The 22,790-nt window shown below is 44.4% G+C and carries 17 protein-coding genes; 10 read left to right on the top strand and 7 right to left on the bottom strand.

Going from position 1 to position 22,790, the window contains the following annotated elements; all coding sequences use genetic code 11:
- The first annotated feature begins 227 nt into the window (after positions 1–227).
- The 5 genes from L1271_RS00390 (at position 228) to serA (ending at position 5,037) form a co-directional block, all read left to right on the top strand.
- Positions 228–1,739 carry a S10 family peptidase gene (locus L1271_RS00390; protein WP_102057379.1) on the top strand — a complete coding sequence of 504 codons (1,512 nt, stop codon included), beginning with the start codon at positions 228–230 and terminating at the stop codon, positions 1,737–1,739.
- A 139-nt stretch (positions 1,740–1,878) separates the two neighbouring features.
- The gene (locus tag L1271_RS00385) at positions 1,879–2,412 is read left to right on the top strand and encodes a hypothetical protein (RefSeq protein ID WP_010606079.1); all 534 of its coding nucleotides are present in this window, start codon (positions 1,879–1,881) and stop codon (positions 2,410–2,412) included.
- Entirely contained in the window at positions 2,409–3,038 is a 630-nt protein-coding gene (locus L1271_RS00380; protein WP_235366528.1) for a 5-formyltetrahydrofolate cyclo-ligase, read from the top strand. Before L1271_RS00385 ends, L1271_RS00380 begins: the two co-directional genes overlap by 4 nt.
- 104 nt (positions 3,039–3,142) lie before the next feature.
- Complete coding sequence (gene rpiA, locus L1271_RS00375) at positions 3,143–3,796, top strand: ribose-5-phosphate isomerase RpiA (protein WP_010372275.1); 654 nt, start codon at positions 3,143–3,145, stop codon at positions 3,794–3,796.
- 11 nt (positions 3,797–3,807) lie between these two features.
- Positions 3,808–5,037, top strand: a complete 1,230-nt coding sequence (gene serA / locus L1271_RS00370; protein WP_039493776.1) for a phosphoglycerate dehydrogenase — start codon at positions 3,808–3,810, stop codon at positions 5,035–5,037.
- A gap of 63 nt (positions 5,038–5,100) precedes the next feature.
- Here serA and mdh read toward each other — a convergent pair whose 3' ends face one another.
- Positions 5,101–6,033, bottom strand: a complete 933-nt coding sequence (gene mdh / locus L1271_RS00365; RefSeq protein ID WP_095729865.1) for a malate dehydrogenase — start codon at positions 6,031–6,033, stop codon at positions 5,101–5,103.
- A 241-nt stretch (positions 6,034–6,274) separates the two neighbouring features.
- Between mdh and argR the strand changes: the two genes are divergently transcribed.
- The 4 genes from argR to L1271_RS00345 all read left to right on the top strand — a co-directional run bounded on the left by argR (position 6,275) and on the right by L1271_RS00345 (position 15,599).
- On the top strand, positions 6,275–6,742 hold the full coding sequence (gene argR, locus L1271_RS00360) for a transcriptional regulator ArgR (protein WP_010372285.1): 468 nt from the start codon (positions 6,275–6,277) through the stop codon (positions 6,740–6,742).
- Positions 6,743–7,157: 415 nt separating this feature from the next.
- Positions 7,158–7,769, top strand: a complete 612-nt coding sequence (locus tag L1271_RS00355; protein ID WP_010606077.1) for an OB-fold-containig protein — start codon at positions 7,158–7,160, stop codon at positions 7,767–7,769.
- 83 nt (positions 7,770–7,852) lie between these two features.
- Positions 7,853–10,030 carry an SPFH domain-containing protein gene (locus tag L1271_RS00350; RefSeq protein WP_102057381.1) on the top strand — a complete coding sequence of 726 codons (2,178 nt, stop codon included), beginning with the start codon at positions 7,853–7,855 and terminating at the stop codon, positions 10,028–10,030.
- Between the two features lie 70 nt (positions 10,031–10,100).
- Positions 10,101–15,599: a DNA repair ATPase gene (locus L1271_RS00345; protein ID WP_235366527.1), complete on the top strand. Its 5,499-nt coding sequence runs from the start codon at positions 10,101–10,103 to the stop codon at positions 15,597–15,599.
- 92 nt (positions 15,600–15,691) lie between these two features.
- On the opposite strand, the gene L1271_RS00340 is transcribed toward L1271_RS00345, so the two are convergent.
- From L1271_RS00340 to L1271_RS00315, 6 genes are all read right to left on the bottom strand, one after another.
- Positions 15,692–16,606 carry a Dyp-type peroxidase gene (locus L1271_RS00340; protein WP_235366526.1) on the bottom strand — a complete coding sequence of 305 codons (915 nt, stop codon included), beginning with the start codon at positions 16,604–16,606 and terminating at the stop codon, positions 15,692–15,694.
- A gap of 30 nt (positions 16,607–16,636) precedes the next feature.
- A complete protein-coding gene (locus L1271_RS00335) occupies positions 16,637–17,668 on the bottom strand; it encodes an ABC transporter ATP-binding protein (protein WP_211858395.1) in 1,032 nt (343 codons plus the stop codon).
- Complete coding sequence (locus L1271_RS00330; protein WP_174169830.1) at positions 17,668–19,299, bottom strand: ABC transporter permease; 1,632 nt, start codon at positions 19,297–19,299, stop codon at positions 17,668–17,670. The genes L1271_RS00335 and L1271_RS00330 overlap by 1 nt, the downstream gene beginning before the upstream one ends.
- The gene (locus tag L1271_RS00325) at positions 19,299–20,303 is read right to left on the bottom strand and encodes a Fe(3+) ABC transporter substrate-binding protein (protein WP_039493791.1); all 1,005 of its coding nucleotides are present in this window, start codon (positions 20,301–20,303) and stop codon (positions 19,299–19,301) included. Before L1271_RS00325 ends, L1271_RS00330 begins: the two co-directional genes overlap by 1 nt.
- A gap of 861 nt (positions 20,304–21,164) precedes the next feature.
- Positions 21,165–21,371 carry a hypothetical protein gene (locus tag L1271_RS00320; RefSeq protein ID WP_235366525.1) on the bottom strand — a complete coding sequence of 69 codons (207 nt, stop codon included), beginning with the start codon at positions 21,369–21,371 and terminating at the stop codon, positions 21,165–21,167.
- Positions 21,372–21,425: 54 nt separating this feature from the next.
- Positions 21,426–22,091, bottom strand: coding sequence for a tRNA-uridine aminocarboxypropyltransferase (locus L1271_RS00315; protein WP_102057387.1), 666 nt, complete (start codon positions 22,089–22,091; stop codon positions 21,426–21,428).
- Positions 22,092–22,228: 137 nt separating this feature from the next.
- On the opposite strand from L1271_RS00315, the gene L1271_RS00310 reads away from it, so the two are divergent.
- Entirely contained in the window at positions 22,229–22,771 is a 543-nt protein-coding gene (locus tag L1271_RS00310) for a GNAT family N-acetyltransferase (protein WP_235366524.1), read from the top strand.
- Positions 22,772–22,790: the final 19 nt, after the last annotated feature.

Below are 22,790 nucleotides of genomic sequence, written 5' to 3'. Positions count from 1 at the left end.
AACGAGGCTAAATACTTTATTACTACATAATTAAGTATTAAATATACGCGAATCTTGCACTAAAAAAAACCAAATCGGCTCAAATTCGTTACTTTTCGATAAACGAGGTTACAACAGCCTATTTTTCAAACCTGCCGTTTTTTTTGTTGAGTTTGTCTCAACGGCTTTGAATTTCAGATGAAATACTTCTTTAATGCAGACATACCTAATGCAATACCGAGGAAGCAATGAAAAAACTACTACCACTATTGCTCGTGAGTTGTGCCCTACTCTCAGCACCAAGCATAGCTGAGGAGCACAACCGCGCAATTGAGATAGATCATAAAATAACAACTGAGCATAGAGCCGAAATAAAAGGTGAACGTATTAACTACACCGCGACAACAGGCACGCAGCCGGTGTGGAATGAAAACGGCGACGCAGTTGCAACGTTGCATTACACCTACTACAAGCGCACAAAAATCAAAGATATGAGCAAACGTCCGCTGCTGATCTCATTTAACGGTGGTCCGGGCTCTGCTTCCGTGTGGATGCACATTGCCTATACTGGCCCAAGAGTATTAAAAATTGATGACGAAGGATATCCACTGCAACCTTACGGCTTGAAAGACAACCCATATTCAGTGCTAGATGTTGCCGATATTGTTTATGTAAACCCAGTCAACACAGGTTATTCTCGCGTACTCAAAAATGCTGAAGGTAAATATCCGAGTAAAGCCGAACAAACAAAGATGTTTTTTGGCGTCAACGCGGACGTGAAGTACTTAGCCGAATGGCTCAATACATTTATTCATCGCAATGAGCGTATGCTTTCTCCTAAGTACCTGATTGGTGAGAGCTACGGCACGACTCGAGTGTCAGGTCTTGCGCACGCGATGCAAAACAATCAGTGGCTTTATCTCAATGGCGTGGTGTTGGTATCTCCTACAGAAATCGGCATTAAACGAGAAGGTCCGGTTGAAGTGGCAAACCGTTTACCGTATTACGCTGCCGCCGCTTGGTACCACAAAGCGCTGTCTTCTGAATTGCAAAATAAAGATTTACTCGAAGTACTTGCAGAGGTTGAACAATATACGGTTGATCAGTATCTTCCCGCACTCGCCAAAGGCGCATTTATCAGTGCCCAAGAAAAGCAAAGTGTGACACAGGCCGTTGCTAAATATAGTGGCTTAAGCGAGCGCTTTGTAGCTCAAAACAACCTAGATATTCCTACTGCGGCATTTTGGAAAGAGCTATTGCGTGAGCGTGGCTATACCCTAGGTCGGTTGGACTCACGCTATCTTGGTATTGATAAAAGAGACGCTGGTTCTCGCCCTGATTATTGGCCTGAGCTGACCTCTTGGTTGCACTCATTTACGCCAGCGATTAATCATTACTTCGCTACAGAACTCAACTATAAAACCGATGTAAAATATAATATGTTTGGTTCAGTTCACCCTTGGGATAGCAGCGATAATAATGTCGGTGAACAATTACGATTAGCGATGGCACAAAACCCTTACCTAAACGTGATGATCCAGTCTGGCTACTACGATGGCGCAACGAATTACTTTGATGCCAAGTACAATATGTGGCAACTCGATCCGAGCGGAAAAATGCGTGATCGCTTAAGCTTTAAAGGTTACCGCTCCGGGCACATGATGTACCTGCGTCATGAAGATTTACAAAAATCGAACGAAGATCTCCGCGAGTTTATCTTAAAAACAACACCCAAGGCGGATCAGTCAGCGCTTTACTAAATTCCCAACCCATTGTGGCCGCGCAAGCGGTCACTTATCTTAATGCTTACCAGGTTGCAAAAATTTCCTTTTATCCTTCTACAGTTACCTATAATCTAGATATACTCAATACTATCTCTCTACAACTTAGGCACGCACCATGAACGAGCAGTTTAAAGTCGTCTTCGTTGGCATGGCCGACGGTAAGGATCAACAAAGCGCCGCTATCGCGATGGCAGACAGGTTGAAAACCTCACCCTCAAAGATCCAGCAATTTTACGCTGGCAAAAACTTGTTTGCTCCTGCAGATAAAGCCAAAGCGCTAAAACAGGTAAAATTACTTGCAAGCGCGGGGATCAACGCCAAGCTACAAAGCCAAACAGCCGCTACCCCAACTAACGCAGATCAAGAGCGCGTATTTGAAGCGCTGGATTACATCACAAGCAGTCTAATACGTATCGAAGAGCGATTAGAAGAACTTGAGCAACGCGTAGCACCAACCGCTCATACTGAAATTGAAGATACAACAGACGAAGAGTGGGAGACGAAGGAGCTATTCGATGAGCTGGACTTTGAGCCTAGCCCTCCGGCTAAATCTAAAACTTGGCTATATTATCTGCTCGCTGTATTAATTATTTTATTTATTCTGCTTGGTGTAAGTTTGTTTTTCCCTGAGTGGCTCGCGTTAGAATGAATAAAACTAATAACAACATAAATAAATCTCAAGTTACTCGTGCTGATTTGAGAAAAATGATTAGAAACGCAAGAAACTCGCTATCAGAAGAGCAACAGAAGACAGCCGCCGCACATCTCAACATTAATTTTTTTCAACAAATAAACCTCCCAAAAAATGCCAATATAGGGGTCTATATTCAAAACGATGGCGAACTAGATACATCCCTTTTAATTCAATCACTTTGGGATAAAAATCACCAGGTTTTCTTACCCGTAATCCATCCCTTCAACCCTGCAAATTTACTCTTCCAGAAGTATGAAAAAAACTCACCCATGAAGGCAAATCGCTATGCTATCTTGGAACCTAAGTTAGATTGTTCAGCTGTGGCACCGCTTGCATCACTGGATTTACTTTTGATGCCTCTGGTTGCTTTTGATGAGCAAGGTAATCGCCTGGGTATGGGCGGTGGGTACTACGATAGAACTTTAGCGTTACACTACGCTGAGCAGCGAGCTAAACCAGCACTTGTTGGCCTTGCTCATGATTGCCAGCAAGTTCCGAGCTTACCAACAGCAGCTTGGGATGTACCGCTCCCAACTATCCTCACTCCAACCCAACTATACACTTGGCCAAAAAATAATTGAGCAGGCAAATAGTTAAGCGCATTTTGAGGCGCTTTTGACCATGACGCTGACACTTTGATTGAGTTATACTCCATACAACTTCAATGACAACTAAGTGTAGCGTTATGACTCAAGATGAAATGAAAAAAGCCGCGGCATGGGCAGCTTTGAACTATGTAGAAGAAAACACCATTGTTGGGGTTGGTACAGGCTCAACGGTAAACCACTTTATTGATGCGCTTGGCAGTATCAAGGATCAAATCAAAGGGGCAGTATCAAGCTCTGAAGCTTCAACAGAGAAGCTAAAAGCACTTGGTATTGAAGTTTTCGAGCTAAACGATGTGTCAGAGCTTGCGGTATATGTTGATGGCGCAGATGAAATCAACAGCACCAATGAAATGATAAAAGGCGGTGGCGCAGCACTGACACGCGAGAAAATCGTTGCAGCCGTTGCCAAGAAATTTGTTTGTATCGTTGATAATACAAAGCATGTTGAGACGCTAGGCGCATTTCCACTACCTGTTGAAGTGATCCCAATGGCGCGTAGCTACGTGGCAAGAGAGTTACTAAAACTAGGTGGCGATCCAGTTTACCGCCAAGGCGTTATCACTGATAACGGCAATGTCATTCTTGATGTGCATGGCCTAGAAATTAGCGCAGCAAAAGCGCTTGAAGAAAAAATTAACCAGATTGTTGGCGTCGTGACTAATGGCTTATTTGCCGCGCGTGGCGCTGACGTTGTAATAACAGGCACTCCAGAAGGGCCTAAAATCAACTAGTGAGATTACAGATGAGCAAGGTTTCGTTATCAAAGGATAAAATTCGAATTTTGTTGTTAGAAGGCGTGCACCAAAGCGCCGTTGAGACACTAAAGCGCAACGGTTATAGCAACATAGACTACGTTAAAACATCCTTACCGGAGCCTGAGCTGATCGAGCGGATCAAAGATGCTCACTTTGTCGGGATCCGCTCACGTACCCACCTTACGGAAGCAGTATTAGAACAGGCTGAAAAGCTGGTCGCTGTTGGCTGTTTCTGCATCGGCACCAACCAAGTGGATTTGGATGCCGCTAAAAAACGTGGTATCGCCGTATTCAACGCACCATTTTCTAACACCCGCTCTGTGGCTGAGCTCGTACTAGGTGAAATTCTCTTGTTATTGCGCCGTGTTCCTGAGCGTAACGCAAAGGCGCATCGCGGTGAGTGGGATAAATCTGCCGACGGTTCATACGAAGCTCGTGGTAAAACGCTAGGTATTATTGGTTATGGTCACATTGGCACCCAGCTTGGCATTATGGCTGAGAATATCGGGATGAACGTCGAGTTTTATGACATCGAAGATAAGCTCACGCTCGGCAACGCAACGCAGTTACACACGCTTACGCAATTGTTACAAAGAGCGGACGTGGTCAGTTTGCATGTACCGGAGACATCACAGACCAAAAACCTTATCGGCATGGCTGAAATTGAAGTGATGAAGCAAGGCGCAATCCTAATTAACGCATCACGTGGAACGGTTGTTGATATCGACGCCTTAGCTGAAGCATTGGCGGCCAAGAAGCTTTCCGGCGCTGCTATTGATGTATTCCCCGTTGAGCCAAAATCTAATCATGAAGAATTCGTCTCACCACTACGCGAGTTTGACAATGTACTGCTAACCCCACACGTTGGTGGTTCTACCCAAGAAGCACAAGAAAACATCGGTGTAGAAGTCGCGGGTAAGTTGGCGAAATATTCAGATAACGGTTCAACAGTCACGGCAGTTAACTTCCCTGAGGTTTCTTTACCTGAATTATCAAACCGAAGTCGTTTATTACACGTACACGTAAACCGCCCAGGCGTACTAACACAAATCAACCAAGCGTTCGCTCAGCACGGTATCAATATTGCGGCGCAATACCTACAAACGGATGAATCTATTGGTTACGTGGTTATCGACGTCGATAGCGACCACTCTGAAGTGGCGTTGAAAGAGTTAAGTGCAGTTGAAGGAACTATCAGAGCACGTATTCTTCACTAAGAATAATCACACATAAAAAAACCAGTCACTGTGAAGCGACTGGTTTTTTTGTATCAATCTGGCTTACGCCATGAAATCAACACCTTCTTTGATGTCTTTTTCAAGTGTCGCTAGCATGTCGTCTTTTGCTTTTTGCTCAAACGCGCTTAGCTCACCGTAAGGAAGTAACTGCTCTACACCGTTTTTACCAAGGATAACTGGCTGTGCAAAGAATGTTGCATCGCCTGTGTTACCTTCAACGTATGCGTACTCAAGTACTTCTTCACCTTGTAGACCTTTCACTAGTGAGAAGCAGAAACGTGCTGCTGCTGCACCCATTGAAAGTGTAGCTGAACCGCCACCCGCTTTAGCTTCAACCACTTCAGTACCCGCGTTTTGGATACGAGTTGTTAGTGCAGCAACTTCTTCGTCAGTGAACTCAACACCTTCAACTTGAGAAAGTAGAGGTAGAATTGTAGTACCTGAGTGACCACCAATTACTGGGATCTTAACTTCAGCAACGTCTAGACCTTTAAGCTCTGCGATGAAGGTTTCAGCGCGGATAACGTCAAGGGTTGTTACACCGAATACGCGAGCTGGATCATAAGTACCTGCTTTTTTGAACACTTCAGCAACGATTGGTACCGTGCCATTTACTGGGTTTGTGATGATACCAACAAGTGCTTTAGGGCAGCTTCTAACGATACCTTCAGCAAGTGTCTTGATGATACCTGCGTTAACGTTGAAAAGGTCAGCACGGTCCATACCAGGCTTACGAGGCATACCAGCAGGGATAAGCACTACGTCAGCACCTGCAAGAGCTGGGTCTAGGTCGTCTTTACCATAACCCGCTACTTTTACCGCAGTTGGGATGTGAGATAAGTCAACTGCAACACCAGGTACAACAGGTGCAACGTCATAAAGCGCTAACTCCGAGCCAGCTGGAAGACCATTTTTAAGCAATAAAGATAGAGCTTGACCGATACCGCCAGCGGCACCTAATACAGCAACTTTCATTTGAATTCTCCATAATTTGAAGGTGGAATTGAGTGTGCAGTAAAGATAATGAAAAGCGCTGTTAAACACAAATTAATCACGGTTATTTTCGAGATTTTTTGACTAATGTCTTAAATAAAAGTGTAAAGATCGCGACACTTTGTCCACTTATGCTTTACGACTGCCATTTTGGTCGCGCAAATTTGGGAATCTCGGTGGTTTTGTGTAGAATTTAAAGATTAGCCGTAAAAGAAGACAGACTATGCAGCCGCAAGAAAAACAAGAAGCACTGATCAAAGCATTTAAAGCCATTTTAAAAGAAGAAAACTTTGGCTCTCAAGGTGAAATTGTTGATGCTCTAAAACAACAAGGTTTTGACAACGTCAGTCAGAGTAAAGTATCGCGCATGCTGAGCAAGTTTGGTGCTGTACGTACACGTAATGCTAAGCAAGAAATGGTTTACTGTTTACCCGCAGAAATGAGCGTTCCAACAGCAAAAAGCCCTTTGCGTCAGTTAGTCGTTGATATTATGCACAACGAAATGATGATTATTATTCGAACCAGTCCTGGTGCTGCACAATTAATTGCAAGACTACTTGACTCATTAGGCACCGCAGATGGTGTATTAGGTACCATTGCTGGCGATGACACGATTTTTATTGCGCCTGCCAAAGTATCTGAAATCGACGTTACTCTAGATAAAGTAAAAACGCTGTTCGATAACGTTTAGTCTATTATTTTTATCGGTGCTAACTCACAAGTTAGCACTTACTCTGGTACTTTCCTCCCAACAAACACGCTTTCCCACTATCACAATAAACAGAATAAACTGCTTATCTTTACAGCAAAAAAATGTTTGACATAATATGTCCTTGTGTGGCAACTTTAGAAACGCAAGGTGAGATTTTTCTCACTACGCATGGATAGTTTTTAAGCAGATTGACTAGCTTCTCGGACTTGTTTCCTGCGATGTCTATAACCCATCGGACACGCACGCTATTCTTTTCACTCATTCATCTCACTATCCTATGATGCGGAACTCACCGCTTTGATAGGCCCAAAAAGCGCCTGATGACGTTGAGTGGGCCAGTTTACTTGCTTACTTAACCACTTAAAAAGGAAAAGCAAGGAGTCAAGGAGCAACAATGGAATTTTTAAATACTGTATTTACGTTTCCCACTGTTATTTTTTCAACACTATTACTCATAGTGCTATTGTTCTGGTTAATTGCTTTACTCGGTTTTGCTGATATCGATATCTTAGAAGGCGATGTTGATATTGAAGCCGAAGGCGCAAGTTCTGGTTCTTTTTGGGAGGTTGCTTTTGGTGGCGTCCCAGTGAGTATTTCACTGAGCCTAATCATCGCGCTGGGCTGGATTGTCAGTATTTATGTACAACAATTTTTTGCTTACCTACTGGGTAATGGCATTTTTTACTACCTGGTGGGAACGGCATTTATGCTCGTCAGCCTCATTGTTGCACTACCACTAACCGCCGTGATTGTACGGCCATTACGGCGCTTTTTCGAAAGCCAAGAAACCACATCGAAGCAAGCGCTGGTTGGGCTCGAATGCGTCATTGCAACATCAAGAGTCAGTAACACTTTTGGCCAAGCCCGAGTATATATTCAAGGAACGGATCAACTCATTGAAGTACGCTCGGATGAAGATAACACCTTCACACTAGGAGACAGTGCCTTACTTATCGAACACGACCCCCTTACACATAGCTACACTATTGTGGCTAAACCTTGGTAATAATACAGAAAATAACGGAATTTAGGAACGAGTTGATACAGCTAATACCAACTCAAACAACATAGCGCAACGCAGGAAAAAACATGGAATTTCTAAACAACCTCGGACCAGTGCTCACAATCGTGGGTATATCCATCGTCATTATTTTTGCCATTCTACTTCTGATTGGAAAGTTCTACCGCAAGGTTGAACAAGGTCAGGCACTGATCATCAACAAGATGAAAAACGAACCTGATGTTACGACAACGGGCGGCATCGTACTACCTGTGATCCATAAAATGGAAGTCATGGATATTTCAACTAATCGCATGGTATTAGAGCGTCGTGAAAACAGCGGTCTGATCTGTAAAGATAATATCCGTGCTGACATCGCCATTACTTTTTACATTCGCGTAAACGAAAACAAAGAAGATATCCTACGTGTTGCGAAACAAGTTGGCTGTGCCCGCGCATCTGCACCAGAAACCTTACAAGCATTATTTGAGGCAAAATTCTCCGAAGCCTTGAAAACCGTTGGTAAGCGCATGAATTTTGAGGAGCTATTTACACATCGTAATGAGTTCCGAGATTCTATTAAAGAAGTGATTGGACAAGATTTATCTGGCTATACGTTAGAGGATGTGGCGATTGATTATCTTGAACAAACCTCTATCGAAAAGTTAGATCCAAATAACATTCTTGACGCTGAAGGTATTCGCCGTATTACCGAAAAAACCTCGCGCCAAAACGTGGAAACTAACCAACTTAAATGCGATGAAAAAGCGCAAATCGACAACCAAAACCAAGCAGCCTTTGAAAAAGCCGCAGAAGTCGAGCGTCAACGAGAAGATGCCAGCGCGAGACAGCGCCGTGAAATCGAATCAGTGCGCGCTCGTGAAGCCGCTGAAGCTGAACGTGTTAAGCATGAAGAGCGCTTAAAAGCCGAAGAAGCACGCCTCAAAGCAGACGAAGCAATTGCAATTGCAGAACACAACAAACAACGCGAAATCGATGTTGCAGAGCAAAATCGCCTTCGCTTACTCGGCATAGAAGAAGAAAAAGTCACGCGTTCTCGCCAAATTGAAATTATCGAACGCGAACGCGAAACCGAAATTTTACGTATCCAAAAAGCCAAAGCACTGGAAGTCGAGCAAAAAGAAATCGCCGATGTTCAGCGTGAACGGGTTGCCGTAGAGAAAACCGTTGCCGAGGAACAAGAGCGCATCAAAGACGTGCAATGTATTGCTGAAGCCGAGCGTGAGAAGCAAGCGAAAATTATTCTTGCTCAAGCTGAGGCCGAAGAAGCGTTGGTTAAAGATATTGAAGCGGCTAAAGCTAAAGAGCAAGCTGCCGAATTTAAAGCCCGTGAAATGGAAAAAATGGCCGCAGCAGAACTACGTATTGCGAACCAAACCGCAGAGTCGAAGAAGATTCTTGCCGAAGCTGCCCAAGTTGAAGCGGCTGCGCCTGGTCTTGCAGAAGCAGATATCATCAAGGCAAAAGCAACTGCTAGTGCGATACAAGGCGAAACAGACGCTAAAGTGCTACAGCAAAAACTAGAAGCCGAAGCACAAGGCAAACGTGATATTGGCCGCGCCGAAGCCGAAGTACAAGCTGCAATGGCAGAGGCAACCAAGAAGCAAAGTGAAGCCGAGGCACAAGGCAAACGTGAAATTGGTTTAGCAGAAGCTGAGGTTCAATCAGCAATGGCTGAAGCAATTGAAAAACAAGGTGAAGCAGAAGCTATCAACCTTGAGCGTAAGATGTCAGCAGAAGCCAAAGGTCTTACAGAGAAGCTGGAAGCACTTAATAAGATGGATAAAGACGCCCGTGAATACGAAGGCTTTACACTACAGCTAAATCAACAGAAAGAGCTGACGCTTGCGAGTATCGAGGCAAACAAACAAGTTTCTGCAAGTCAGGCTGAAGTATTAGGTAAAGCACTAAGCGGTGCTGATATCAACTTTATGGGCGGCGACGGCCAGTTCTTTAACCAGTTTATGAATGCCATCACAGTGGGCAAGTCAATTGACGGCTTAGTCGGCGAAAGTAAGACGGTACAAACCGTATTTAAAGATCACCTAAACGGTGAGCGTAATTTGATGGACGACCTAAAAGGGGTGTTGGCTGGTGCTAATGCGTCGTCGGAAACGCTAAAAAACATCAACATGAGTAAGTTCTTCCAACAACTAAGCAATAGCTCAGATGCGGACAAACAGCAGCTACTCAAGTTACTTGGCGGCTCGTTAAATGGCAGTAAACAAAGCGAACCACTAGAGTAATTAACCCTGAGGAGTCAATCTGCTTGGCTCCTCTCCCCCATTTGCGACAGCGCACATAGGAAAGCAAAGAATGACGGAAGCAACGCAACAAGCGCCAGAGCGAACGCTCGAACAAGACTCTTATCAACTGATTAAACGCCGACTTAGTAACTTTGGCAGCGAACTGAAAAGTCAAATAGATAAACTCAACCAACAGCGTGTTGATACTTTTGGCAGCACCGAGCTTAAAGTGAAAGGTCGAGCAAGAGTTCGTACTGAGCATAACTGCGTACCGCGCGACATCGTACTGATCGGCGACAAGCTTATCTTTGCTTATAATGTCTTTATGGGGCTTAAACAAAATACCCAAGTCAGCGATGTATTCACCGTACAAAAGCTACACTTGCAAGAAGATCATTACGAAATAGAACCTTACCCGCAAGAAACCAAATTCCTCACTGATCAACGTTTCTTACGGGACTTCGACGAACTATACACGTATTACAAAGACACCCGTCTACAGCACCTATTTGTTAAATCAAACAAGCTTTTTGCACTATTTCAGATTGGCGAAAAGCTCTCTGATGTCCGCGTGTTTCGCTGGCAAATCGCCAAAGACGAAACCTTAGATTACATTGATAACCGAGGAGAGCGTGACCTAGGCGAAGTGGAAAACTTTGACTTTGAATGGCAAAAAACCGATCGCGCCGATCACGTCGAAGGCCGTCACCCACATATTAATGTAAACGACAAAGTATTTATTGAAGTATCGAGTGGCAAACTCACCGTAAAAATAGAAAACAATACCCAAAGCGGTGAAGGTATTTATCAAGAAGCCGTTGATGACGCCAGTCAATCACTCGCAGATTGCGATTTACGTTTTGCCGAAGTTGGCGAAATGGTGTTGTTAAAGTTACTTCCCTACCGAGAAAAACAGTGGCGTTATTTTATTTATAATTGCCGCACCCAGCAGGTATTGCGCCAAGATGCGCTGGGTGGTGCCTGTGTTCAATTACCTGAGAACCAAGGAATTATTTTTCCTGGTGGCTATTATTTACAATCGGGGCAAACACGCTATTTTGACGACCAACTGGACGATTTAGTTTTCCATCGCCAGATCAAATCACCCAATGGTGAAGATGTACTGTATATCTTCTACGAACCAAACGAGGGTCGTTACGCACTTTTCTCTTACAATATTATTGAGAAAAACCTGCAAAATCCTATCTATTGTCATGGCTATGGTATCTATGACGATGGCTTAGCGCTAACCTTTAAAGCAGAGCCTGAGCCTGAGCGCGTGCACCCTATTCAAATCTGGCAAAGCCCATTTTGTGGCAGCGAGTTTGCCGCACAAGCCCCTCGAGCAACCGGCTTATTTGGCCGGATAGGCAATCCGGATTTAGTACGTGCAATTTCTGATTTATACAGTGTGTTCAAAGCCATTAACGAACAAAGCCCCACGGTCTTTCATTATGAAGATTTAATTGCTCTCACCCGCAGTATTTTAGACCGCTATCATTGGCTTGCTGAAGCGGACTTTGCAGATGTCACAGCAAAACTACATGAAATTTTTGAAACCTCGGAGCAGGTACTAGACGAATTTGAAAAGGTAAGCCAAATTGAGGCCGACGCTCGGCGCGCAGAAACCGAAATAGAGCAAGCCATGCAAGATGTGCTTCGCGAGGTGAGACCAGATAGCTTTAAAACAGCAGAGCAATTCGTTCAGAGCTTAGAATCTCTCAAACGCTTAAAAGGCAAAGTGATAAGCCTTGAAGAAGTGAAGTATATCAATCTTGACGCGCTATCTGCCATGCAGCAGCAGGTTGATGAGCAAACCTTAAGCTTAAGCCATAAAACCGCGGAGTTTTTGCAGCAAGATAGTGCTTTGGCGCCCTACTACGAGCAGCTAGACTCCTTAGAGCAAGCCAGAGCGCAAACAGAGAGTGTCACCGAGCTTAACGGCTTTTTGGCGACCTTGGAAACCTTAAGCGCTGAACTTGATTTGCTCAACCATACCATGCTGGATCTCGACATTGACGATAGCCGCATTCGCACTAAAATTTTGGAAGATGTCAGCGCCATTTATGGTCAAGTAAACCGCGCCAAAGCAGCGTTAGAAATCCAGAAAAAGAGCGTGGGCAGTGTTGAAGCAAAAGCCGAATTTGCGGCTCGTTTTAAGCTTTTCAGCCAAAGTATTACCAGCGGTCTAAGCGCTGCCAAAACCCCAGAGCAATGTGACGACCAACTATCTCGCTTACTCATTCAATTAGAAGAGCTCGAGTCTCAATTTAGTCAGTATGATGAATTTTTAACGGAGATCTTGGCTAAACGTGATGACGTTTATGAAAGCTTTGAGGCGCACAAACAGCAGCTCATTGACGAAAGACAGCGCCGCGCGCTGAGCCTAGCAAACGCAGCAGAGCGGATTTTACAGGGGGTGACGCGACGCTCGCAAAGTTTTAAAACCTTAGATGACATCAATAGCTATTTTGCCTCCGATCCTATGATTGGCAAGCTTCGCGATTTAACGCAAGAGCTAAAAAGCCTAAGCGATGAAGTGAAGGCGGATGATATTCAAGCCAAACTCAAGGCCTGCAAAGATCAAGCGATCCGCGCTTTGCGAGACAAGCAAGATATTTATATTGATGGTGGCAATACCGTTAAAGTCGGCAAACATGCGTTTAGTTTCAATAAACAAATCCTTGATTTGACTTTGCTGCCTCGTGGTGAACAGCTGATGTTACACCTCACTGGCACTGAGTATTTTGATACCATTCCTGACGCCAAGGTCAATCAACAACTCAATGACGCAAGCACATACTGGCAGCAAAACCTGATCTCAGAAAATCGTCACTTATATCGAGGCGAGTACCTTGCAGCTCAAGTATTAGCGGCTGCAGAGCAAGATGGCAACGACTTTAGTCTAGCGGATTTAGAACTTGCCGTTGATGAGGGAAGTTTACTGTCTATCGTACAAAAATTTGCAGAACCTCGATATCAAGAAGGCTATGAAAAAGGCATTCATGATCAAGATGCCAGCCTGATCTTAGCAAATTTACTAAAACAAAAACGACAGCTTGAGTTACTCGTCTACCCTGCCAGCTGTCGAATTGCGGCACAGCTATTTTATACTCAACAAAGCAAGGCTGAGCTAGCTGAATTGGCGTTTCAGGCCACACAAGCAGAGCTGATGGCAACGAAGTTAGATGACCATAGTTTTAGCCAACAGCTAAGCAAAGAATTGAGTGAAAAGATCACCGCATTTTGCCAACAAAATTTATCGAGCTATTTAACCGAGCTACACCGCTTTTCAGGCGAGTTAAGCGCAACTTACTTAATTAAAGCCCTTGCCAAGCAAGTCAAGCCGAGACAATTTGATTTGGCTTCACCTGCAAAACACACCAGCGAGCAGTTTATCTCGATGGCAAAGGCCAAAGGCGTTTGGCAACAGCTTGAAGACTCATTAACGCATTTGACTAAACTTGCGGACAAATGCCGCCTGTTAAGCAGCTGGCTGCGCGCCTATGGCAGTAAGCAAAATGAAAGTACTGAGACCTTGCTTGAGGCCGCTAACTGCATTTTGCTTTCCACCCAGTTAGATATCACATACCAAGTCAAAGAAGCCGAAATAAAAACCGAAATTTCAGGTTTGATGGGCCAACACCCACGTATCGAGAACCAAGTGCTACACCTAGATTATGCAGACTTTTTTGCCCGTAGTAACGAGTATCTCACGGTTCATGTTCCGGCCTACAAACAGTACCAACAGTTAAAAGCACAAGTGCTTGAGGCACAAAAGCAGCGCTTGCAATTGGATGAGTTTAAACCCAGACCACTAAGCTCATTTGTACGTAACCAGCTGATTGACAAAGTCTACTTCCCTATTATTGGCGATAACTTAGCAAAACAAATAGGGGCTGCAGGAAACAATAAACGCACCGACTTAATGGGCATGTTGCTGCTTATCTCCCCTCCGGGCTATGGTAAAACCACGCTAATAGAGTATGTAGCCAACCGCTTAGGACTCACCTTTGTTAAGGTCAACTGTCCATCCATTGGTCACGACCAAGTCTCTTTAGATCCAGCTCAAGCCATCAACGCGACTGCCGCAAAAGAAATTGAGAAGATCAACCAAAGCTTTGAGATGGGCAATAATGTGATGCTGTACCTTGACGATATTCAGCACACCAACCCCGAGTTTTTACAAAAGTTCATCTCTTTATGTGACGGTTCAAGACGCATAGACGGGGTGTGGAATGGCCGCAGTAAAACCTATGATCTGAGAGGCAAAAAGTTTGCCGTTGTGATGGCAGGAAACCCCTACACCGAATCCGGTGAATCCTTTAAGATCCCAGATATGCTTGCCAACCGTGCGGATATTTACAACCTCGGTGACACTCTCAGTGGCTGCGAACAAGAATTTGCCATGAGCTTTATTGAAAATACGCTTACTTCCAATGCGGTGCTCGCACCACTTGCCAATCGTGGTATGGAAGACTTGTACAAACTAGTACGCATTGCCGACGGAGAAGACATCTCCATCAATGAATTGGAATTTAATTACTCTCAAGCGCAAGTGAATGAAATTGTCAGCGTACTGAAAAAGCTGCTCACCATTCGCAGCACCGTGCTCAAAGTAAATGCCCAATATATAGCCTCAGCAGCGCAAGATGATAACTATCGAACCGAGCCGCCGTTTAAGCTACAAGGCAGTTACCGTAACATGAATAAGATGGCTGAAAAGGTGGTTGCTGCCATGAATGACAGTGAACTTGAAAATCTAATTCAAGATCACTATCGCGGTGAAGCACAAACACTTAGCAAAGGCAGCGAAGAAAACTTACTGAAACTGGCTGAATTACGCGGTACCTTAACGGCTGAAGAAGCTACGCGCTGGCATGAAATCAAGGCCGAATATGCCCGCCTGCACCGCAATGGCGACGAAGGAAGCCCTGCGCAATTGGCAGTTGAACAACTAAGCTTTGTCAATAAATCCCTTTCGCAAATCGCCGCTAAACTCGATAAAGAGCAGCTTAGCTTTGATTACAGTGCGCTGTTGCAACAATTGGCTCAAGTGCTTAACGAGCAAGAGTTTGCCACGCAGTTAACTGAGCTACGTGAGGCCTTAACGCAGCAACCTTACGCTACACCGCTAAAGCAATTGATAGCTTCACAGCAACAAGTCGCAGAAGAAATTGCGGGGCTGCAAAACGCTATCAAACGCACTGCGAACAACGAGCAGCTACTCGCTAACCTTGGCAAACTCAATGACTTGCTCAGCACCCAAGCGCAGATACAACAAGCGTTGGGTCAACAAGGTCAGCAGCAAAATACGCTATTTGAAAACCTGTCTGAGCGCTTAGAAGCGGTGGCACAACCGCATATTCAAGTCGACAATCACGTTGATGATAGCAGTGCAAAAGCGCTTGAAGCCGTCACCACTTTGCTGACAAATACCTTAGCAAACTCAAGCGCTGAACAAGTCCAGCAGCAACAGCTAAAAGACATTTTACAAAAGCTGGAGGATATTCAATCAAGACCTGTTGTTAGTAACGGATCACCTGCGAAAAACCCGTATATGTTGTAACGGCGGAAAAACGCTTGCGAAACAAGTCAAAGCCCATGGATGGGCTTTGGAGATGTAAAGCTAAAAAACCTGAACTCGGGTTAAAAAGTAACTTACTCCGGCATTTTTGCCATCACCGCCAAAAACTCTAGTGAGGGTGCAAAAAACGCAGAACCCATATCGGCACTGGAATAATCCAATATGGGATCGTATTCATCCCCTTCACCCAATCGACTTCTTAACACCTGCTCAAAAGCATCACCCTTGGCGCTGCAACTTAGCGACAAGCTTCCTTGTTCAAATACATCACCAAATGGCATGCTTTGGTTAAGCAGTAGCGCATTACCATTTACGTCTTTCAATTCGGTTAATGCCGCATGATTACAGGGTTCGCAATCTTCAATTAGGTCATTGTCTAGACGTGTACGCCCCATTAATTGCTCTTGCTCAGCGAGCGGCAACGCCTGCCAGCGCAGTAAATCAAACTTCACCCGCTGTACGTGAATATAACTACCAAGATGGTCGGCTGCATTCGGGTTGTGCACAAGTGCAACTTCCCGTTTATTGCGCCCTCTAGGTGTGTCTGCACCATAAATAAAGCCATTAAAATCACGACCGTCTAAGAAACGAAAGGCGCGCACATGTGCCACCATTTCAACTAGGCCGTTTAGCATATGCAGCACACTTTGAGCAAAGATATGATTAACATCTTCTCGATCGGAGCGGATCACATAAAGCAAGTCAAAAGGCTGAGTATGCACGGTGTGCTCAGCCTCAACAATATGTGGAAAGCTTTTCAGCTCTTTAGGAATAAACTCAGGATAAATGTGCGGCCAGTATTGCGCACCTACCGCGACAAAGCTCGACAGCATAGACTCAGAGAATCTGTCTTCTAACTCCTCTTGCAAGCGTCCACAATTGGCGAGCGCCGCTCTTAGCGCCTCGTCTTGCCCTTCAAGCACATTGAAGAACAAGTGTAAGCCGTGCAAATTGGCTTCAGCACACACACCTGATTGGGCAAGCGCCATGCTCTACTCCCTGCGTTTATTCATTTGCTATTAAGAAAAGAAATTTACAGCATGTGCCTTAATTTTTAAAGAGATTGGTTGATTTAAGTCGAGCGGTTCATGCGCTGGATGCGGGACTTCGAGCTCTTGTCCCTCTAATGCAACACGGTAAATATACTCTGTTCCCATAAAGCGCTGATTGAGTATTTTAACGCTGCCAAGCTCGGCGTTTTCTAACGTAATGTGCTGTGGCCTCACATACATTTCACCCTTCGCGTCGATATTACCGAGCTCAACGAGTGATTTTACGGCACCAAATTGGGTTTCTACCGAAGCGCCATTCACTCGCTGTGCAGGAATATAAATTCCCTGACCCAAAAACTCGGCAACCATTTTGCTCTTTGGTCGTTGGAATAACGTTCTCGGCTCGCCCACTTGTGCGATCTTCCCTTTATCCATAATTGCCAACCGATCGGCAAAAGCAAAAGCTTCTTCTTTCGAGTGACTAACAAAAATCGCGGAAACTTGCTGATCTTTGATTATACGGCGAATATCGTTAATTAACTGAAACCGCACTTGAGCATCTATATTTGAAAACGGCTCATCAAGCAGCAACAGATTTGGCTTGTACGCCAGTGCTCGCGCAATTGCCACACGTTGTTGCTGGCCACCTGAAAGCTCGTGTGGAAAGCGGTCGCTATAGTCTTGCAGCTGCACCAAATGGAGCATTTCAGCTACTCGGTCTTGACGTTCACGCTTGCTTTTTGAGGTTAAACCAAACGCCACATTTTGCGCCACAGTGAGGTGTGGGAACAGCGCATAGTCTTGAAACATCATGCCAATATTGCGTTTTTGTGGAGGTACAAAAGTGCCATGACCATTCATGGCTTTGCCTAAAATACTCACCGAGCCTTGAAATGGTTCAATCAAGCCCGCTATCGCCTTCAGCGTGGTCGTTTTACCGCAGCCACTGGCACCAAGCAAACAAACAATCTCGTTTTGTTCTACGGTCAGATTTAGGCTATCCACAACGGCTTCACCGTCATAGCGATAAGAGAGATTTTCAAGCACTAAACTATGCATTAACTTCGCTGCTCCATAGAACGGTTTACAACATAAAGCGGAATTAAACCAACCAACACAATAAATAACGCAGAGACAGAAGCCAACTCCAGCTGCTCATCACTCACATATTGGAAAACATGTGTTGCTAGTGTTTCATAATTAAAGGGTCGTAATAACAATGCCGCTGGAAGTTCTTTCATACACTCAATAAAAACCAGCAGTGCTGCGGTTAAAATACCGCGACGCAGCAATGGCAAATGTATTGATAACATGGTTTTGAAACGATTGCGACCCAACGAAAAACTTGCCATATCTAGACTTGGGCTGATCCGCTGATAACTCGATTCGACCGCGCCTTGTGCAATCGCATAAAATCGTACAACGTAAGCGAAAACCAGCGCAAAAATCGTCCCGCTGAACAGCAAGCCAGGCTCAAATGAAGTACCTTCAAGCCAAGCATTTAGCTTGTCGTCTAATAAAGTGAGTGGAATAAGTACCGCAATTGCCAGCACCGTGCCCGGTAGCGCATATCCGGTACTTGCAAGCTTGCCCGGTAGCGTGACCCGTTTACCACTACTAACTCGCTGGTTAAACACCACCAGCATGCTCATGATAATTAATACCACACTCACCCAAAACGCTATTTTTAAACTTTGCCACGCATACAAGAAAAAATCGTCATTCCAAGCTTGTTCAAAATAGTCGACGGCGTAATCTGCAAGCACCCATGTAGGCACGATAAAAGCCGCAATAAGAATAAGCCAACAAAAAGCGCTAGCGAGCCAAGCCTGCGCGCCTTTAAGATGATAAAGCGTGGTACTGTTAACACTCGATTGGCGCTCATGCACTACCTGAGTTGGGCGACTCACTCGCTCCAGTGTTAGGGCTAAAAATAAAAATAGTAGCATAATGCCTGAAATTTTAGCCGCTGCGGTAAGTGAATAATAGCCCAACCAAGTATCGTAAACGGCGGTGGTTAGTGTGCTCACAGCAAAGTAATGTACGGTTGCAAAATCTGCCATGCTTTCCATGGCGATCAGTGCCAGCCCCGCCACAATCGCCCCTCGCGACAAAGGTAAACTTACTTTAAAGAAGCTCTGTGAAGGCGACTTGCCCATCAATTGGCTGGCTTGCACCAGCTTAAACGACTGCTCTCTTAGCGCCGTTCTAAAAATCAAAAACAAATAAGGATAAAGCACCAGTGCAATCATCACGATAGCACCTGACAAAGTGCGAATATCAAAAAACCAATAATCGTCTGGAGATTGCCAACCAAACCACTCTCGCAGCGCGATTTGTACAGGCCCTGCATAATCTAGCAAATCGGTATACACGTAAGCAATCAAATAGGTTGGCATCGCAAGGGGTAGCATCAAAGACCATTCGAAAAAGCGCCGTCCAGGAAATTCACAATATGCAGTTAGCCAGCCAAGTGGTAGCGCGATTAAAGCGCAAAGGATGCATACACCCACAATCAGCAAAATCGTATTGCGGACATAATCCCACAGAACGGTATCCCAAAGGTGAGCAAAGACTTCGGAGTCAGGTTGTAGCGACTCAAAGATTAAAAACATCAGCGGGACTGATAGGCTAAGCCCTATCAGCCACGCAAAACTCTGCCATTTAGACAGTGAAAATGATAATTGCATTAAAGGTCAAATTTTACCTCATCGATTAGCTTAAGCGCTAACGGACGGTATTTACTGATCTCTGACAATGGTAGGCTGTCTTCCTTAAACTCACCCCAAGATGCCACAAGTTTCGATAACTCGACGCCAGGTTTAACCGGGTATTCCATATTCATCGACGCATACATATTTTGCGCCTTATTGTCGGTCATAAACTCAATGAGTTTCAAGGCATTTTCTGTATTTTTAGCGTGCTTGGTCAAGACAACACCAGAAACGTTGATATGTGAACCACGATCTTGTTGATTTGGGAAGTTGATATATACCGCTTCGGCCCAGGCTTTTTGTTTCTCATCTTCCATCATCTTACCGAAGTAATAGCTGTTTCCGATGGCCAAATCACACAGTCCTTCTTTTACTGCTTTGACTTGTGCACGGTCGTTACCTTGAGGCTTACGAGCTAAATTTTTCTTCACGCCTTCAAGCCATTCTTTGGTTTTTGCTTCGCCATGATGGGCAATCATAGACGCCACTAAACCAAGGTTATAGGGGTGTTTACCTGAGCGCGTACATATTTTACCGCGGTATTGTTCATCCGCTAGCGCTTCATAAGTAAGCGCATCTAACTTGCCTACACGGTCTTTTGCAGAATATACATTGCGCACACGCTTAGTAAGCGCAACCCACTGACCTTCAGGATCTCTGAAGTTCGCTGGGATATTCTTAGTGACGGTTTCGCTGTTAATTGCTTGTGTTAGGTTTTCGTCTTCAAGTTGAATTAGCGCACTGAAGTTTGAAGTGAGTACAAGATCGGCACGGCTATGCTTGCCTTCACGCTTAACACGCTCGATTAAGCCTTTTTTTGCAAAAACCACATTGGTCTTGATACCGGTTTGCTTGGTGAAGTCATCCAAAATAGGTTGGATCAGAAAAGGTTGTCTAAACGAGTAGATATTAACTTCCTCTGCAGCCATTGCTGGTAGGCAAGTAAGCGTTGCCAGTATAGTAACAAGTGCTTTTTTCATAAAGACTCCATTAGGTAAACAATAATTATTATCAACTAATTCTACCTGTAATTGTGCCGTTTTACACCCTGAATATTTGAAACTACGCTCAAGATAAAATTAGCGTTGTAGAAAACGGGAGAATCACCTGTGAGATATATCTCACTTAGCTACCAGAAATTGAGTAAAGACGTGTTGAAATAACACTCAGAATTAAGGTAACTAATTAAAAAATAAAAAGTTATTTATTATTACCAGAAAAAGACGCAAAAAAGATTGAATTTCACTGCTCCCGATTTTTTTTAGTCTGCTTATACTTAAAAACATCTCAGGAAGAGAGATAAAGGATACACAGGATACGCTCAGGGCAGGATTTGCTAATGGATAAGCACCCACTTAAAGGAATATAGGGAAAAGCGAGCGAGATTGTATGTCACATGGTGTGATTACATTAAAGGACAGGGATTAAAGGTTCATGATGAACCTAAGGATTGCTTCAGGGGAGAGGCTAAACGTTGAGGGATAACGTTACTGCATTGGATATGCAGGTGGTTAAGGATGAGGAAGGAAGGTACATTGGATGTACTGGTAAAATGTGGCTTAGGAGATGCCAATTGTTGCAATTAACAGCGCAACACCTAGCTTGAAGCAACACGTTCAGGCTACCAAGTGCCAAGGTAAAACAAGGTGATGATTGGCACTGCTATTTTGGAAAGTAGCAAACAAGGACAATTAGAACAAGGGCTTGTTCTTAGCAAGTGGATGGCAATGGATAAGACAGCGGACGTGTAAAAGGAAGATGGACACAGGGCAAGATGCCTTTATTCGCAAAACGAGAACACCAAGCGATGCCATGGAAGAGGAAAGATTCAGGACGTTGAACTACTCAACTTTGCAGGATGCATTTAGAAGATTCCGTAAGCGCGACTCAGCAATGAGTCGCGCGCTTCTTGTTTTATTTTTATTCCTATCTGTCGCGTGATATTGCGCTTGTGTTGTCGAAATAAATCTCGACCTACCATCATCTTGCTCGCCGTACTGCGTAAACAATTCAGCTTTTTGTCGAGATAAATCTCGACCGACCGTCATCTTGCTCGCCGTACTGCGTAAACAATTCAGCTTTTTGTCGAAATAAATTTCGACCTACAGTTTGCTGCGCTTACCTTTTAAGTAGGCATCTCTAAAATCGATAAAATGCGCGGTTAATTTATCTGCCGCATCCTGCTCGCCGCATTCGGCAAACAATACACACGCAACTTCCGCCGTACCAAGCTGATGTTCATGCGGCGCGACTCGAAGCTTGTAATCCGAGAGCTTTTCAGGGGCGATGGATAACACGGGTAAATTATCGAGGTAAGGGCTCTTTCTGAACATTTTCTTAGCTTCACGCCATGTGCCATCCAAAAAGATGAATAGTGGTGTTTTACTTTCAGTGCGAGTCACCTTAGTAATTACTCGTTCAGGCTCCACGCCCTGCTCTGGGAAAACGACTATTGGTGCATATTGCTCGTCCGAAAGAAGCGCTAAAAACGCAGCGTCAGGCTCAGTTCTGTCCCAACGAAAGGCATGATTATCAGGGATCACATCGGCAATTAAGCGTCCAGTGTTAGAGGGCTTAAAGCTTTCATTATGATACATAAGCAAACACACTGCACAGTCAGCTTTGGCCATTTCGACTTTGTCGCAAATACATAGAGTCGTGGCTAATAAGCAGCATTCACAACGCGCAAGCTTTGATCCCCTTGCCTTATATTCCCGTTGAGCCGCAGCAATTTGACGCTGTCTAAGCGCTAGTACTGAATTATTCACTCTGTTCCCCATCTAAAAATGCCGACGTATTTTAGTAAAGCGCTCGGCTGGCGTCTACGCAAACTTATGCAACATCTTTACTCATGACGTAAGCTTTTGTACTCTAAAGTTTTATTGGGTTTCATTAGGAGTAAAAAATGCAAGTAAAGGACTCTGCAAGACTGAGTTATCGCCTACTCACCCCACAAGATGCACAGCTACTCGCCGATCTTGATAGCGACCCTGAAGTAATGAAATACATCACAGGCGGTCAGACTAACTCACTTGAAGAAGTAAAAGCCGTATATATTCCACGTTTAACCGAGTATACGGACGAGATCAAAGGTTGGGGGCTTTGGGGCTGTTTCGAGCTGCCAAACAAGGCATTTATTGGTTGGATTTTGGTTCGCCCTGCTAACTTCTTTTCAGAACAAAGAAACGATCAGGATTTAGAACTCGGTTGGCGTTTTAAACAAGCTTCTTGGGGCAAAGGGTTTGCAACAGAGGCCGCACAACATCTTCTTCCAGACCTAATAGCAGTAAATCCTACTTTGACACACTTGAGCGCTATCGCTGAAGAAGAGAACCTTGGCTCCATCAATATTATGAAAAAACTTGGGATGAGTTATGTGAAAAAAGGGCTTCACAAAGATATTTTAGGAGATATGGAAGTCGTTTATTATCATAAAGTTATTAATTAACCAAACAAAAGCGCAACCA

This window comes from Pseudoalteromonas sp. OF5H-5 (assembly GCF_021530695.1).
Classification (GTDB): Bacteria; Pseudomonadota; Gammaproteobacteria; order Enterobacterales; family Alteromonadaceae; genus Pseudoalteromonas.
This window is presented reverse-complemented; position numbering and strand designations above follow the sequence as displayed.